General features: G+C 72.3%; 10 protein-coding genes. 3 read left to right on the top strand and 7 right to left on the bottom strand.

What is annotated here, in order from left to right:
- Window positions 1–90: 90 nt before the first annotated feature.
- Complete coding sequence (locus tag ACGFIW_RS23565; RefSeq protein ID WP_393319342.1) at window positions 91–759, bottom strand: maleylpyruvate isomerase N-terminal domain-containing protein; 669 nt, start codon at window positions 757–759, stop codon at window positions 91–93.
- A gap of 8 nt (window positions 760–767) precedes the next feature.
- Complete coding sequence (locus ACGFIW_RS23560; RefSeq protein ID WP_393319478.1) at window positions 768–1,655, bottom strand: phosphatase PAP2 family protein; 888 nt, start codon at window positions 1,653–1,655, stop codon at window positions 768–770.
- A 140-nt stretch (window positions 1,656–1,795) separates the two neighbouring features.
- Between ACGFIW_RS23560 and ACGFIW_RS23555 the strand changes: the two genes are divergently transcribed.
- Window positions 1,796–2,488, top strand: coding sequence for a DUF3159 domain-containing protein (locus ACGFIW_RS23555; RefSeq protein WP_393319475.1), 693 nt, complete (start codon window positions 1,796–1,798; stop codon window positions 2,486–2,488).
- A gap of 291 nt (window positions 2,489–2,779) precedes the next feature.
- On the opposite strand, the gene ACGFIW_RS23550 is transcribed toward ACGFIW_RS23555, so the two are convergent.
- Window positions 2,780–5,686, bottom strand: a complete 2,907-nt coding sequence (locus ACGFIW_RS23550) for a glycoside hydrolase family 48 protein (RefSeq protein ID WP_393319339.1) — start codon at window positions 5,684–5,686, stop codon at window positions 2,780–2,782.
- Between the two features lie 839 nt (window positions 5,687–6,525).
- On the opposite strand from ACGFIW_RS23550, the gene ACGFIW_RS23545 reads away from it, so the two are divergent.
- A complete protein-coding gene (locus ACGFIW_RS23545; RefSeq protein ID WP_393319336.1) occupies window positions 6,526–7,869 on the top strand; it encodes a GH1 family beta-glucosidase in 1,344 nt (447 codons plus the stop codon).
- Between the two features lie 83 nt (window positions 7,870–7,952).
- Here ACGFIW_RS23545 and ACGFIW_RS23540 read toward each other — a convergent pair whose 3' ends face one another.
- From ACGFIW_RS23540 to ACGFIW_RS23530, 3 genes are all read right to left on the bottom strand, one after another.
- Complete coding sequence (locus tag ACGFIW_RS23540) at window positions 7,953–8,366, bottom strand: roadblock/LC7 domain-containing protein (RefSeq protein ID WP_393319473.1); 414 nt, start codon at window positions 8,364–8,366, stop codon at window positions 7,953–7,955.
- Between the two features lie 5 nt (window positions 8,367–8,371).
- Complete coding sequence (locus tag ACGFIW_RS23535) at window positions 8,372–10,789, bottom strand: nitrate- and nitrite sensing domain-containing protein (protein WP_393319333.1); 2,418 nt, start codon at window positions 10,787–10,789, stop codon at window positions 8,372–8,374.
- A 216-nt stretch (window positions 10,790–11,005) separates the two neighbouring features.
- Window positions 11,006–12,418 carry an FGGY family carbohydrate kinase gene (locus ACGFIW_RS23530; RefSeq protein WP_393319330.1) on the bottom strand — a complete coding sequence of 471 codons (1,413 nt, stop codon included), beginning with the start codon at window positions 12,416–12,418 and terminating at the stop codon, window positions 11,006–11,008.
- A gap of 207 nt (window positions 12,419–12,625) precedes the next feature.
- Here ACGFIW_RS23530 and ACGFIW_RS23525 point away from each other — a divergent pair, with 207 nt between their 5' ends.
- Window positions 12,626–14,548 (top strand): anthranilate synthase family protein, encoded by a 1,923-nt coding sequence (locus tag ACGFIW_RS23525; protein ID WP_393319327.1) that lies wholly within the window; start codon window positions 12,626–12,628, stop codon window positions 14,546–14,548.
- An 87-nt stretch (window positions 14,549–14,635) separates the two neighbouring features.
- Here the strand turns inward: ACGFIW_RS23525 and wrbA are convergent, their stop codons facing one another.
- Complete coding sequence (wrbA, locus tag ACGFIW_RS23520) at window positions 14,636–15,253, bottom strand: NAD(P)H:quinone oxidoreductase (protein WP_393319324.1); 618 nt, start codon at window positions 15,251–15,253, stop codon at window positions 14,636–14,638.
- Between the last annotated feature and the right edge of the window lie 55 nt (window positions 15,254–15,308).

Raw genomic sequence — 15,308 nt, 5'->3', positions numbered from 1 at the left:
ACCAGCAACGCCCGAAGCTGGCGCGCGGCAGCAAGCCGCAGCCCGCGAACGGCGACGCGCGAACGGCGACCGGAAGTGACAGCGAGCGGGTCAGCGGCCGAAGGCGAGCCAGCGGAAGCCGGCCGCGTCGATCGTGGCCCGTTCCGGGGCGGTCAGCGCCGCCCGGCCGGTGGTCTTGCGGATCAGGGTGAGTCGGTCCCAGTGCGGCTCGGCAGGTGTCGGTCGGCCCCCGGTGAGCAGGTCGGCGATCACTTCGGCCGCCGGTGGGGTGAGCCAGGGCTGCCGGTCCAGGGCGGCGGCCAGGTCCAGACCGTGCACGCCGACCTCGACGACCCGGGTCCGCAGGAACTCGGTGAGGCCCATCGCGTCGCCGTGCCGGGTCCGTACGACGCGATCGGGTGGTGCGGCTGCCACCGCGGCGTCGGTGGCCCGCCAGGCCCGGTCCCACTCGGTCGCCAGCGCCGCCCGGTCCACCCGCGTCGCGTCGCGCCGGCCTCCGGCGATCCGGTCGGCGTCGACAGCCGGGGTGAACTTCGCCCGGCCGAAGTAACCGGCGGCGTCGACCTCGGCACGCGGCGGGGCCGGCGCGGCAAGCATGTCGGTGAGTCGGCCGACCCCGGTGCGCACGTGCGCGACCAACTCCCGGACCGTCCACGGCGGACAGTCGGTGGGCCGGGCGAGGTCGGCGTCGACCATCCCGGCCAGGATCCCGGTGAGCTGCCCACACTCGGCGGCGAACGCCGCGCGGACCGGGTCCATCGGCCCGCTCAGCCCTTGACCCGGGGCACCAGCCGGTGCACGACGGTGAGCACCAACGCCATCACCACCGCCATCGTGCCGACGATCCCGGCGGCGCTGCCCGCGTACCCGACGAACAGGGGTCGGCGGGCCAACTCGTCCGGGCCGATGTCGCGCAGGTCGACGAGCCAGGCGAGGGCCAGGCCGCAGGCGACCAGGGCGAACGCCCCGCCCACGCCGAGCACCAGCGCCGCCACCCGGTGCGCGTCGCCGGGTGCGACCTCGGCCTGCTCCCGCTGGGTGATCAGCAGGACCAGCCCGGCGACCGCCGCCCAGACGCCCACCACCAGGTACGCGGCGATCGCGTCGCTGGGCCGGTGCCAGCCGGCGGAGAGGGTGGCGACTCCGGCGATGGCGGCATAGGCGGCACCGAGGAAGGCACCGGCCGCCCGCACCTTGGCCGGCAACACCAGCACCAGCGCGACCGCGACCGCACCGGCCACCGTGGTGTGGCCGCTGGGCAGGCTGTTGCCCACCGCGACGCGCTCCGGGTCGACGCCGTAGTCGGGACGGTTCAGCCCGTACTTCAACAGTTGGGTCGACACGTTCGCGCCGGCGATCAGGAGGGTCGCGGTGATCGCCAGGGCGATCCGTCCCCGGATCAGCGCGATGAACCCGATCATCGCGGTGGCGACCAGCAGGGAGACCACCGACATCGCGTTGAGGATCCGGTCGACCGGGCCTTCGATGGTGTCCTGCCCGATCCGGTTGCCGGTGAGGGCGACGGTGTCCACCCACTGGCCGATCTCGCTGTGCACGGCCACCCGCCACACGGCGAGGAACGCGGCCGCCTGGACGAGGGCCAGAACGACCAACCAGACCGCGGTCCAACCCCGTGCCGTCGCGCGCATCCGCACACCGTAGCGGCAGGTGCCGGCCGGTCGATCGGTGGCCCGCCGCGCGCCGCCGGTTAGGTTGTGCCAGAGGCGAGGAGGCGGCGGTGGGCGGAACACCGGAGCACGACAGTGACCAGGCCGCACCGGATCGGGACCAGCGGGTGGGCGTCGACCCGACCCCGGGAGGGCGGGCGCGGGCCGAGTCGCTGGCGGACCTGTTGGGTGGGCGGGGCGGTGCCGTCGACGCCACCCTGCCGCCGCTCGCGTTCGCGGCGGGCTGGCTGCTGGGCGGCGAGTCACTGTGGGGTGGGATCGGCGCGGCACTGGCCGTGGGCGCGGTGGTGGCCGGCGTACGGCTGCGTCGGGGTGACCGGCCGCGGTCGGTGCTGATCGGTCTGCTGGCCGTGTGCGTCGCGGCGTTGATCGCGGTGCGCACCGGCCGGGCCGAGGATTTCTTCCTCATCCAGGTGTTGTCCAACGCGGCAAGCGCACTCGCCTGGGCGGTCAGCATCGTGGTGCGGTGGCCGCTGCTGGGTGTGTTGGTCGGCGGGGTGCTGGGCCAGCGCACCCGGTGGAGGCGCGACCGGGCGCTGCTGCGCGGTTACGGCCGGGCCAGTTGGGTGTGGACGGCGACCTACCTGGTGCGGCTGGCGGTGTTCGTGCCGCTCTACCTGGGTGGGCAGGTGCTCGCACTCGTGGTGGCCCGGGTGGCTCTGACCTGGCCGCTGGTCGCCGCGGCGCTGGCGCTGAGTTGGGTGGTGCTGCGGCGGTCGTTGCCGGCCGGGCACCCCGGTCTGCGTCATCCGGTCACCGGAGACCCGGGGGCGAGCCGGGGCCGATCCGGGCGGGCGTAGGGCAAAAAGTGGAGAGGCCGCCACGGGGGGAGCGGCCTCTCCGGTGACGTACGTTACTCCGTTGCGGACCTCGGCGTGATCCCGTGACGGCCCGAATTTCTGGGCTTTTTCGCGGTTGGCTCCAGTCCGGGCGGTGGGGTGGGCCAGCCGATCCGCTGCGTCGGCCAGATGGCCGGCCCACCCCGGCCTGACCGTGGGTGTCAGGCCGTCCCGCCGGCCGGAGTCCGTCGTTCCCCGGACCCCGGCCGGATCCCGGGGCGGGTGGTCCACGCCACCCACCCCGGGTCGTCGTCAGCCGTTCGGGAACAGGCTGCCGTAGTCGGCGTACGCCATGGCGATGTCAGCCTGTGCCCAGAACCGGTGGTAGTTGAAGCTCGGCTCCGGACCACCGTCCAGGTACGCCTGCACCTTGGGCCAGTCCGGGTCGTTCTTGTAGAAGGACCGGATGTCGAGGAAGCTCTTGCCGGCGGCGATGGTGTCGCCGTTCGGCATCTTCCCGGTCCAGCCCGGCGGGACGTAGAGGCCCTGACCGGTGGACGCGTTGTAGGTGTCGTCGAAGCGCCGGTAGTCGCCACGCTTCTCGGTGGTGGAGACACCCTTGGCGTCCGCGGCGGCGGAGAGCGCGTCGAGCAGCCCCTTCGCCGTGTCCTTGGCCGCCACGTTGCCCGACTTGGCCGCGTACGCGATCAGGGTCCGGGCGTAGGCGCCGGCGACACCGACGTCCTGGCCCTTGACCGTGACCTCGACGTGCAGGCCGGTGTTGGGCTGCGGGTTGCTCGGGTTCCAGGTGGTCGGCTGGCCGGTCCACGCCAGGTCGGACGGGATCGACCAGTTGGTCCCGAGGGTGGTGTTGGCGATCGCCCACGGCACCCACTTGTCCAGCAGCGCCTTGGCCTTCGCGTTACCGGTCTGCAGGTACAGCTCGGCGATGCGCTGCATCGACCAGGCCTGCATACCGAACCACTGGTTCGACGGCGGGTCGTTGTAGACCGGGTCGACGTCGTAGAACATGCCGTAGAAGGTGCTGGTGCCGGCCGGCGGCTGGGCGTAGCTGCCATCCCAGCTGTTGGTCGCACCACCGGCGATGCCGCCCTCGGCGGACTGGAGCCAGGTGTAGAACTCCAGCTGCCGTTCGAGGCTCTTGGTCCAGTCCGCGGTCGCGGTCGGCGACTGCGGCTTGAGCTCCGGGGTGTTGGTCAGCGCCCAGGCCGCGAACGGGTTCTGGTAGCCGAAGTGGTTGTGGCTGGAGCCGATCCGCCAGGACCAGTTCTGGCTGGCGTCGTACGCACCGCCCCAGGCGTAGTACCAGGAGAGCAGGTAGTGCGCCGAGTCCTTGCCGCTGCCGGCGGGGCAGGTGCTGGCCCCGACGCAGTTGCCGATCTTCTTGAAGTACTTGTCGAACATCGAGTACCGCAGGTAGTCGCCCATCTTGGCGGCCTTCGCGATGGTGGCCGCCACGTCGGCCTGCTTGTTCTGCGCCTTGGCCCAGGTCAGCGCCCAGTACGCGGCCTGCACGGCGCGGGCGTCGGCGTCCGGGGCGTTGGTGTACTTCCACTGCTTGGCGGGGGCGCCGGTGTCCTTGACGAACAGGTCGAGGTAACCGTACTGACCGCCGTGCTTGAAGGTGTCGCAGGAGGGCTGCGGGACGGTCTCCCACACCGACTCCTGGGTGCCCCGCTGGAAGGTGTTGATGTAGGCCGGCTTGGTGGTGCCGTCACCGCAGTGGCCGAAGCCGTAGGTGTTGTCGACGTCCATCAGCCAGTGCATGCCGTAGATGTCGCCGGTGCCGTAGGTGGACTGCAACTCCGAGCGGAGCGGGTCCTGCCCGACCGAGACGTTCGGGTTCAGCGCCGAAGGATACTGGCTGGGCAGGTTGTACTCCGCCGCGTACTGCGGGGTGCCCGCGGAGCCGGCGGTGGGCTGGTCGGCGTGGGTCGGGATGATGTACTTCTCCATCACCGTCCAGGCGTTGTTGAACGGGGCCCAGTTCTGGGTGACCCGCCCGTAGTTCGCCTCCAGCCACAGCCAGAAGCTGAACGCCTCCGACGTGGTCTCGTGACCGTGGTCGGGCGCCTCGACGATCAGCGTCTCCACCGAGTGGTACGGCACGCCCTCGGGGCTGAAATAGCCCGAGTTCTTGATCTTGCCGTACTGCTCGAGGAACTTCTTGATGTAGACGTTGTCGCCGCCGGGGGTGTCGTTGTCGATCTCGGTGGCCGAGACCGCCAGCGAGGCGAGACCGGTGGCGGAGGCGGTGATGGTGGCGGTGCCGCCGACGGTGTCGGCGTCCTCCGCCGCGGCGACCGTGACGGTGACCCCGGTGTTCCAGTTGCTCGGGGTCAGCGTGGCGCTGGTCGGCGAGACCGTGACGTCGGCGTCGCCGGTGGGGGTGAGGGTGACCGGCACGCTGGCCGTCGGCGCGGCGCTGAGCTTGAGGTTGAAGGTGGAGGTGCCACCTTCACTGACGCTCACCGCGGACGGGGTGGCGACAAGCATCGGGCCGTTGGGGGCGCCGACGGTGAACGCCTTCTCGTCGACCCCGATGCCGTTGCCGTTGTCGTACGCCTTCGCCTGCACGGTGTAGTTGCCGGCCGGCAGGTCTTCCTGCGTGTAGGCGTACGGCGCCGAGGTGTCGGTGTTGATCAGCAGGCCGTTGCGGTAGAACTCGACCTTGCTGATCGTCCCGTCCGGGTCGCTGGCCGTGGCCGTCAGCGGCACGTCGGCCGGCGCGGTGAACGGCCCGCTCGGCAGGCCGAGGGAGACCGTCGGCGGCAGGTTGGCCGGGGTGCCGTTGCAGGGCGTGCCGTTGAGGGTGAACGAGGTCGGCTTCGGGTTGGTGCCCGAGTGGGCGCCGTTGAAGCCGATCGTGGTGGAGGCCCCGGCGGCGAGGTTGCCGTTGTACGACTCGTTGGTCACGGTGACGTCGCTGCCGGTCTGGCTGTATTTGGCCGACCAGCCCTGGACGACCCGCTGGCCGCTGTTCGGGAAGGTCCACTTGAGCGTCCAGTTGTTGATCGGATCGCCCAGGTTCTTGATCGTCACGTTGGCGGTGAAGCCGGTGTTCCAGTCGTTGGTCGCGTAGACCACGTCGCAGGCGGGCGCGGCCTGTGCGGCGCCGGCGGGCAGGGTCACCCCGCCCGCGGCGAGCGCGGCGGCGGCGAAGATCGCCACTCGACGGCGTCGTGCCAGTTGTCTCATGTGCGCGGTGTCTCCTCGGACCAGGCCGGGACGGTCCCCGGCGAGGCGCCTGCCCGCGAGGGTGGTGGTCCGCGGGGATGTCGAGGCGCCGGGAAGGTGGTCTCCCCCGGGCCCGGCCGGGGTAGGGCGGTGCGGCCGCACGGGAGGGGTCCCGCCGGCCGCGATGGGGTGACCGTGACCGGAGATGTGCTGCCGGCTGCCCTCGGTGAACCCGCGCTGACGCGATGTGGCTCCTGTCGCGTTGAATCGACAGTGTGCCATGGAAGCGCTCCCACGACAAGCGCAGACGCCGCTCGTTCAGCCCGTTGTTTCGATCTCGTTTTGGGTCTTTCACAAAGCGGTGACGGGCGTTACAGTCGCAACATCGGTCGATGGGAGCGCTTCCATCGACAAGGTTCCAAAAAGAAGATCGCTGGGATCGTCCTGACGAGACCGGCGAACCATCCCGAGGGCCGACGACGGGCCAGCCCGGACGCCGTCGTCAGCCATCATCCCGCCTTACGGAGGGAGGTGGAACCAGAGCCACTCGCGTGGCCCGGCTCCCGCGCGACACGCACGGCAGGACCCAAATTCCGCCCGTGTGTGTGCAGTTACGGTGGGGACGGGGGTTGCCCTCCCCCGTCCCCACACTAAACCCCCGTACACGATGGGAAAAGAGGCCGACGGGACAGGCGCGCCGCGCCGCCCGGCGGCCTTGTTCGCTGTCTGGGGCCTCCAACCGCCTCGACCCGCCATCGCCGGCCGCCATGACGGCCAGCTGACCCGGGCCCGCCGCCCCTGGCCTATCCTGGGAGCGCTCCCGAATCTCGGCGGTGGCCCCGTATCCACGAGGAGAATCCATGTCGATACCTACCGGGCCCGCCGGCCCGCTGCGCTTCCCCGCCAACTTCGGCTGGGGCGCGGCCACCTCGGCGTACCAGATCGAGGGCGCCGCCAAGGAGGACGGGCGTGGTGAGTCCGTCTGGGACACCTTCAGCCGTGTCCCGGGAAGCACCCGCAACGGCGACACCGGCGACGTGGCCGCCGACCACTACCACCGCTACACCGAGGACCTCGACCTCATGCGCGACCTCGGGTTGCGCAGCTACCGCTTCTCCATCTCCTGGCCCCGCATCCAGCCCGACGGCACCGGCGTGCCCAACCAGCGCGGGCTCGACTTCTACCGCCGGCTCATCGACGGCCTGCACGAGCGTGGGATCGCCCCGATGGCCACCCTGTTCCACTGGGACCTCCCCCAGGCCCTCCAGGACGCCGGCGGCTGGGAGTCGCGCGACACCGCGCAACGCTTCGCCGATTACGCCGACGTGGTCTTCCGCGCCCTCGGTGACCGGGTGCCGGCGTGGCTCACCATCAACGAACCCAAGACCGTGGTGCAGAACGGCTACCTCACCGGCCACCACGCCCCCGGGCGGCAGGACCCGGACGCCGCCTACCTGGTCGCCCACCACCTGCAACTCGCGCACGGGCTCGCCGTCGGCGCGCTACGGGCCACCGGCAGCGGCAGCCGGATCGGCCCCGCCCTCAACCTGCACCCCTGCTACCCCGCCGACGACTCCCCGCAGGCCGCCGCTGCCGCCCGCCTCTACGACGGCTACGAGAACCGCCTCTACCTCGACTCCCTGCTCCGGGGGGACTACCCGGAGGACCTGCTGGCCGACCTGGGTCCGCAGAGCCGGATGGTCCAGGGCATCCGCGACGGCGACCTGGCGATCATCTCTGCGCCGATCGACCTGCTGGCCGTCCAGTACTACACCCCCATCTACGTCACCGCCGACGGCGGCACCGTGCAGCGCTGGGAGACCACCGAGGCCGAGTGGCAGCAGATCTACCCCGAGGGGATGTACGACCTGCTGACCCGGGTCACCCGCGACTACGGCCCGATCCCCCTCACCATCACCGAGAACGGCCTGCCCACGGCGGACACGCTGTCCCCGGACGACACCGTCCACGACGCCGGTCGGATCGACTTCCTGCGCGACCACCTCACCGCCGTGCACCGGGCCATCGCCGACGGGGTGCCGCTGGAGAGCTTCCACGTCTGGTCGCTGCTCGACAACTTCGAGTGGGACGCGGGTTACGACCAGCGCTGGGGCCTCGTCTACGTGGACTACGCGACCCAGCGGCGAGTGCTCAAGAGCAGCGCCACCTGGTACCGCTCCGTCATCACCGACGGCGGCTTCTGAGCGGGCCGCCACCGGAGAATGCCGGGCCCGGACGGCTCGGCTCGGGTGAGCCGGTGACCGTCCGGGTCTCGGCCGGGGGCCGATCAGCGGGGCAGTGCCTGCTGCAACTCCGCTCGCAGCGCCGGCGTGAGCATCTCTCCCGCCTGCTTGGCCAGCCGGGCCATCTCGTAGCCCACCACGCCGATGTCCGCGTCTCCGGCGGCCAGCGTGGCCAGGATCGAACCGTCGCGTATCTGCATCACCAGGAAGTAGCCGCGGCCCATCTCGACCACCGTCTGCTTGACGATGTCGCCGTCGAACATCGAGGCCGCGCCCGCCGTGATGCTCATCAGCCCGGAGGTCACCGCCGCGAGCTTGTCGGCGTTGTCGCGGGGCAGGTGGTCGGAGATCGCCACCAGCAGCCCGTCCGAGGAGACCACCACCGCGTGTGCCACGCCCGGCACCCGGTCCGCGAACGCGCTCACCAGCCAGCTCAGGTCACGCGCCTCCTGGCTCAACGTCGTCATTGTCGTTGTCCCCTTTCGTCGTACCCCCCGGACCGTGGCACGGGTATCTCGGTGGTGTCCTCGGCCTCGGCCCGCCGCACCCCGCTGTAGAGCCGGGTGAGCATGCCGCCGACCGCTTCCGGGTCCGGATCGACGCGTTTCGGCGCCGAGGTCGGTTGTGCCGTACGGGTGACCGCGCTCAACTGCGCCATCGGCACCCGCACCGGCAGCCCGCGTTCGTTCGTGCCGCCGGTCACCGGGACGGCCGGCGGCGCCGCCGCGGGCACCGCGGGCGTGGACGGACCCCGCCGCGACCACCAGCCCCCGCCGTCGCCGGAGGTGGCCGCCGGGGCCAGCACATCCTCCGAGCGCACCGGCACCGGGCGGGCCTGACGAGGCACGGCGACCCCCGGCGGGCGGCCGGCCATCGGCAGGTCCCTGGCGTCGAAGCCCGCCACCGGGGCACCGGTCTCCCGCACACCCGCGGGCTGTGCGGCCCCGCCCCGAGCGGCGTTCGCCGCCAGCATCCGGGCCGACGCGGGTGGATCCAACTCCACCACGCCCGCCGGCGCCAGCAGCCCCGCGGGCAGCACCAGCCGGGCGACCAGGCCGCTCTGACCACCGTCGAGGCGCACGGTCACGCCCAGCCGGGCGGCCAGGTGGCTGACCACGAACAGGCCCATCCGTTCCACCGCCGCGACATCCGCGGCCGGAGGACTGGACAGCACCGCGTTCGCCTCGGCCAGCGCGGTCGGGCTCATGCCCAGACCGTGGTCGACTATCTCGATCAGCGCGGTCGCGGCCTCGACCCGGGCCGTCACCACCACGGGTGTGTCCGGGCGGGAGAAGGCCGTCGCGTTCTCCAGCAGCTCGGCCGACAGGTGCACCAGTTCGCCGACGGCATGCCCGACCACGTACACGTCGGCCACCGACTCCATGCGGACCCGCTGGTACTGCTCGATCTCCGCGGCGGCGGCCAGCAGCATCGCACCGAGGCCGACCGGCCGGTTCCACCGCCGGGTGGAATCGGTGCCGGCGAGCACCAGCAGGCTCTCGTCGTTACGGCGCATACGGGCGGCCAGGTGATCGAGCTTGAACAGGTTCTCCAACTGGTCCGGGTCGCCCTCCTCACGCTCCAGGTCGTCCAGCAGCTCCAGTTGACGCTCCACGAGCACCTGGCTGCGGCGGGCCAGGTTGACGAACATCGCGTTGACGTTGCGCCGCATGAGCGCCTGCTCGACGGCGACCGTGACGGCGCTGCGGTGCACCGCCACGAACGCCTCGGCCAGCTCACCGATCTCGTCGAGCGAGCGGACCACCGCCGGCGCGACCTCGATGGTGGGCACCCCACCGGCGACGGTCTTCAGGCGGCCCAGGGCGTCCGGCAGCTCGATCTGCGCGATCCGCAGCGCCTGACTCCGCAGCAACCGCATCGAACGCGCCACCGACCGCCCGACGAGCAACGAGATCAGCAGGGCTACCAGCAGGACCGCGACGACTCCACCGACGACCAGCAGGGTGGTCCGGAGCTGACCGTTGCTGGCGTCGTCGGCCTGCCGCACGGCGTCGTCCAGAATCCCCGCCTCAAGCTGGCGGAGCTGGTCCTGGCGCTGCTGGCTGGCCGACCACCACTGCTCCGACGGCAGCACCTCGGGCGCCGCGTCGCCGGCTGGCAGGCTGCGTTCCTCCAGCCGCGTGGCGACCAGGAACCCCGGGGTCACCGTGGTCTCGTCGTAGCGGCGGATCTGGTCGTTGGTCGCGGCCACCCGGAACGTGCTGAGCGCGGTGAGCTGTTGGGCGCGCAGGTCCGCGAGGAGCACCCGGTCCTCGGTGCCGTACCCACCGCTGCGGCCGGCGGCGTAGAGCCGGGCCCGGACCTGGGAGGAGAGCTCCTTGACCCGGGCGAGCTGCACGTAGCGCAGGACCGCGTCGTTCAGCTCGGGTTGGCCCTGGCCGGGGGTCGGCTCGGCGAGCAGGTCGAGCATCGCGCCGATCGCCCGGAAGTAGTTGCTCAGGATCGTCTCGCTGCTGAGCACCGCGGGCGGGATCGCCGGCCGGATGTCGTCGACCTGGTCGTACGCCTCCAACGCCTCGGAGTAGGCGACCCGCCAGGACGCGTCGGCGTCGGCGAGGGGCGCGGCGGCCCGCCGCAGGTTGTCGATGGCCCGGTCGGCCGCCGCCTGCAACGGCCGCAGGTTGTTCACCGCGGTCTCCCGGTCGCCGCCCCGGCGCAGCTCACCCAGCTCCCCCGCCGAGCGGTCGCGCTCCTGCTGGAGCTGGTGCACCACAGCGGTGATCTGCCGGCCGATGCCGACCTGGCGGGAGAAGTCGTTCAACGCCGTCGTCCGCCCGACCAACGCGCTGGTCTGCACACCGGCGAGCACCAGGAACGCCACCGACGGCACGATCAGCACCGTCGCGAGCTTCGTGCTCATCCGCCAGTCCCGCAGCCGGAACGGTGACCGGCGTCGATGCGGGACAACTCGGACGTCGAAGCGACGCCGGCGGTGGCTCGACACCGCGCCGTTCGACGGGTCGGGACCTGCCGCCACCCTGCCTCCTCGGTCCTACCGCGTCCACCGCGGTCCGGGGAGCGGGGTCCATCCAACCAGGCTCGCGACCAGTGTCAACGGCCCGGGCGGAACGAAGGTTCAGGAAGGATACTGCGGGTGGGAACCTCCTGCCGTGGTCGGCAAAACCAGCTCGTCCGTCCGGCCGATGTCGGCGAGCTCGATCGCGTCACCGAACCGCCCCAACGCCACGAGTGCCGCGCCTGTCGCACCGATCTCCGGGTTGCGCTGGTGCGACACCGGTCGCGGTGCCAGCGCGGTCGCGAACGCCTGCCGCCACCACACCGAGGCCGCCACCGCACCCCCGCCCAGCACCACACCCACCGGTTTGTCGACTGTGGACTCCAGCACCGCGAGATCCTCGGCGACCAGCTCACACAGCCCCTGCATCAGCCCGGCCAGGATGTCCACGGAGGTGGTGCTGAAGCTGAGGCCGCGGAGCTGCCCGCTGCCGGCGGGCGCCAGACCGGGCGGCCGGTCGCCACCGAAGCGGGGGTCGGTCGGTCGGCCACCGCCCGCCGGCACCAGCGCCAGTGCCGCGTCCAGCTCGGCGCCCTGGGGCAACCGCAGCTCCCGGTTCGCCCAGGCGAACAGGTTGCCCCCACTGGAGTACGACGCGCCGGTGACCACGTGGTCGTGGTCGACCCGGTAACGCCACAGTCGTTCGGGGAGCCGGGGCATCGGTTCGCCGGCCGGGATCCGCTGCATCAGCCGTACGGCCGCCGAGGTGCCCACGGTGACCGCGGCCCGGCTCGGGTCGACGCAGCCCGAGCCGACGTTCGAGGCCCCACCGTCACCCACCGGGGGCGTCCAGCGCGCCTGCGCCAACTGCGGCCACCGGTGGGCCAGCTCGGCCCGGAGCCGGCCGTGCCAGTCCAACTCGCCGAGGGTCGGCAGGTCGGCAGGTCGCGCCCCGGCCAGCGTCAACGCCTCCTCGTCCCAGCGCAGGGTGCGCAGGTCGAGCAGACCGGTCCCGGATGCCTGGGACACCGACATGGGCGCGTCGCCGAGCAGCTCGCCCAGCACGTACTCGGGCAGGCCGACGAACCTGGCGATCGGCGTGCCGGACTGCTCGCGCAGCCAGGGCAACCGCATCGACCAGTACGAGCGGTGCCACCAACAGCCGGTGCGCTGGTGGAAGCCGTCCGGGTCGGACGGTCCGGCCTCTCCGCCGACCGGCGCGGGCCGGGTGTCCAGCCAGGTGACCACCGGGCCGATCGGGGTGCCGTCGCGGTCGAGCGGGAGCACCGAGTGCCACTGGGCGGACACCGCCACCAGGTCGACGTCGTGCAGGTGCCCCGCGTCGGCCAGCTCGTCGAGGCATTCGATCAGGCAGGCGAGGTAGCCGGGGCCGGACAGCGTGCCGGTGCCGTCGTCGCCGATGGCGAGGTCGACCTTGCGCCGGGCCAGGGCGCCGGGCAGCGGACGGCTGTCGCCGTCCAGCACCAGCCCGCGTACCGAGGAGGTGCCCAGATCGAGCGCGAGAATGTTCATCGCCGGTCAAGTTACCCGGTGTCAGCCGGGCGCCGGGCGCGTAGGGTGGATCACATGCTCGCGCATCCGACCTGCTGGTGGCCCGCCAACCCGGCGGCCATCTTCCGCGCGTAGCTTCATCCACGCGGCCGCCTTCGAGGCGGCCGCCGGTTCTCCCGGCCCGGATGGCCGCCTCGAACGGCGGCGCCCGGCCCCACGGAGACCCTGATGACCCACCTGACCGACCTGATCGCCGCCGTGACCAGCGGCGTCGACCCAGGCCCCTTCGCGCTGGTACGCCGCGACGACGCCGACGTGCTGGAGTTGTTCACCGGCACCGTCGGCACCGTCGACCGGTTGGCCGACATCCCGCTGCCGCCGGGCACGCCGGGAGCGCAGACGCTGGCCCTGGTGCCGTACCGCCAGATCACCGAGCGCGGTTTCGCGTGCGTCGACGACGGTGCCCCGCTGGAGTGCCTCCAGGTGCGTGCGCATCGGCGGATCGCGCTGGCCGACGCCCTGGCCGCGCTGCCCGACGAACCGGTCCGCACCACCGACGCCGCCTTCGACGTCACCGACGAGGAGTACGCCGGGACCGTACGGCGGGTGCTCGCCGAGGAGATCGGCAGTGGTGCGGGCGCGAACTTCGTCATCCATCGCGCCCTGCACGCCACAGTGCAGGGCCGACCGCTGGTGGCCGCGCTGGCCGCGCTGCGCCGGTTGCTGGTCGCCGAGCGCGGCGCGTACTGGACGTTCGTCGTGCACACCGGCACCCGGACGCTTGTCGGTGCCAGCCCGGAGCGGCACGTGAGCGTCGACGACGGGCTGGTCATGATGAACCCGATCAGCGGCACCTTCCGACGCTCCGGTGACACCCCGGACCGGGCGGCGCTGCTGCGCTTCCTCGCCGACGAGAAGGAGGTCGAGGAGCTGTACATGGTGCTCGACGAGGAGCTGAAGATGATGGCCACCGTCGCCGAGCACGGCGGCCAGGTGATCGGCCCGTACCTGAAGGAGATGTCGCACCTGGCGCACACCGAGTATCTGCTCGCCGGGCGGGGCACCCGCGACGTGCGGGAGGTGCTGCGCGAGACGATGTTCGCCCCGACCGTGACCGGCAGTCCGATGGAGAACGCCTGCCGGGTGATCGCCCGACACGAGGGTCGCGGCCGCGGCTACTACGCCGGTGTGCTCGCCCTGCTCGGCCACGACGAGGCCGGGAGGCAGACGCTGGACGCGCCGATCCTGATCCGTACCGCTGAGATCTCCCCCGCCGGTCACCTGCGGGTGCCGGTGGGCGCCACCCTGGTCCGGCACTCCACGGCGGCCGGCGAGGTGGCGGAGACCCACGCCAAGGCCGCCGGTGTGCTGGCCGCGCTGGGCCTCGGGCGGGCGGCGCCCGCCGGCGACGGCGGCCCGGTCGCGCGGCTGGCCGACGACCCGGAGGTACGCGACGCGCTGGCCGCGCGCAACGCGCCGCTGGCGCGGTTCTGGCTGGACCAGCGGGCACCGGACGCGCCCGGGTTGCCCGGTCTGGTCGGCCGCCGCGCGTTGATCGTGGACGCCGAGGACACCTTCACCGGGATGCTCGCCCACCAACTGGGCGCGCTGGGCCTCGCGGTGAGCCTGCGGCCGTGGCACGCGGACGGCCCCGTCGACGGGTACGACCTGGTGGTGGTCGGTCCCGGGCCGGGCGATCCGGGCAGCCCGGACGAGCCGAAGATGGCGGCGCTGCGGGGGTTGCTGACCGAGCTGCTGGCGACCGGCCGTCCCACCCTCGCGGTCTGCCTGGGCCACCAGGTGCTGGCCGGGATGCTGGGGCTGGCGCTGCATCGTCGGGAGGCGCCCTACCAGGGGTTGCAGCGGGAGGTGTCGCTGTTCGGGCGGACCCGCCGGGTCGGGTTCTACTCCACGTTCACCGCCCGCGCGGAGGCCGACCGGCTGGTCACCGCGTACGGGCCGGTGGAGCTGGCCCGGGACCCGGGCGACGGCGCCGTGCACGCCCTGCGGGGGCGTGGCTTCGCCGGGGTGCAGTTCCACCCCGAGTCGGTGCTCAGCCCGGACGGGCTCGCGGTCCTCACCGAGGTGCTGAGTGAGCTGCTGCCGGCACCGCACGCCGACGAGTTGTCCACCACGGGCGGGCGCGCATAGCCGTCCCGCCGCCGGGTAGGGCTGAATGGCGACCGGTGGTGTGGGCGGGCCGAGAGCCCTCGCCCGTGCCACCGGTCGCTTCCGCCGTCAGCCGGACATGCCCGCCTTCAGCGCGGCTCCCAGCAGCACCGCGCGGCGTGCGGTGAGCGCGCAGGCGCCGAGCGCCACGGCGTCCGGGGCGATCTCCCCGTTGTTGCTCGTGTGCGAGGCGCCGTACGGGTTGCCGGCGATGAACTGGCTCGTGTCGGTGTAGGCGGGGGTGACCACGACGCCGCCCCAGTGGTAAAAGACGTTGAACAGCGAGGTCAGGGTGGTTTCCTGCCCACCGTGCGCGGTCGCCGTCGAGGTGAAGGCGGAGTAGACCTTGTTGGCCAGTGCGCCCTGTGCCCAGAGCGGGCCGGTGGTGTCGATGAACTGCTTCAGCTGGGCCGCGATCATGCCGTACCGGGTCGGCGCACCCATGATCACCACGTCGGCCCAGGCCAGGTCGTCGACCATCGCCTCGGGCACGTCCTGGGTTTCCAGGTGGTGCGCCTGCCAGCCGGAGTTGGAGCGGATCGCCTCGTCCGGCGCCAGCTCGCGCACCTTGCGCAGGCGCACGTCCGCGCCGGCATCCCCGGCGGCCTCGCAGACGGCCTGCGCCATCTGGTACGTGATGCTGGTGGCGCTGTAGTAGATCACCGCTACCTTGGTCTGGGCAGCCATCAGATGTTCCCCTTCTCGTCTCGGGTCAGCTCCCGCGACTACCCGGTGGGGGCGA

The sequence above is a fragment of the Micromonospora sp. NPDC048935 genome, from assembly GCF_043197875.1.
In the GTDB taxonomy this organism is placed as follows: Bacteria; Actinomycetota; Actinomycetes; order Mycobacteriales; family Micromonosporaceae; genus Micromonospora.
Note: the sequence above shows the minus strand (reverse complement) of the source record. Positions and strands in the feature narration are given on the sequence as shown.

Coding starts and splice junctions, on each gene's coding strand:
- ACGFIW_RS23545 (WP_393319336.1), top strand. CDS start 6,526: ATGTCGATACCTACCGGGCCCGCCGGCCCGCTGCGCTTCCCCGCCAAC.
- ACGFIW_RS23530 (WP_393319330.1), bottom strand. CDS start 12,418: ATGAACATTCTCGCGCTCGATCTGGGCACCTCCTCGGTACGCGGGCTG.
- ACGFIW_RS23550 (WP_393319339.1), bottom strand. CDS start 5,686: ATGAGACAACTGGCACGACGCCGTCGAGTGGCGATCTTCGCCGCCGCC.
- wrbA (WP_393319324.1), bottom strand. CDS start 15,253: ATGGCTGCCCAGACCAAGGTAGCGGTGATCTACTACAGCGCCACCAGC.
- ACGFIW_RS23565 (WP_393319342.1), bottom strand. CDS start 759: ATGGACCCGGTCCGCGCGGCGTTCGCCGCCGAGTGTGGGCAGCTCACC.
- ACGFIW_RS23525 (WP_393319327.1), top strand. CDS start 12,626: ATGACCCACCTGACCGACCTGATCGCCGCCGTGACCAGCGGCGTCGAC.
- ACGFIW_RS23535 (WP_393319333.1), bottom strand. CDS start 10,789: ATGAGCACGAAGCTCGCGACGGTGCTGATCGTGCCGTCGGTGGCGTTC.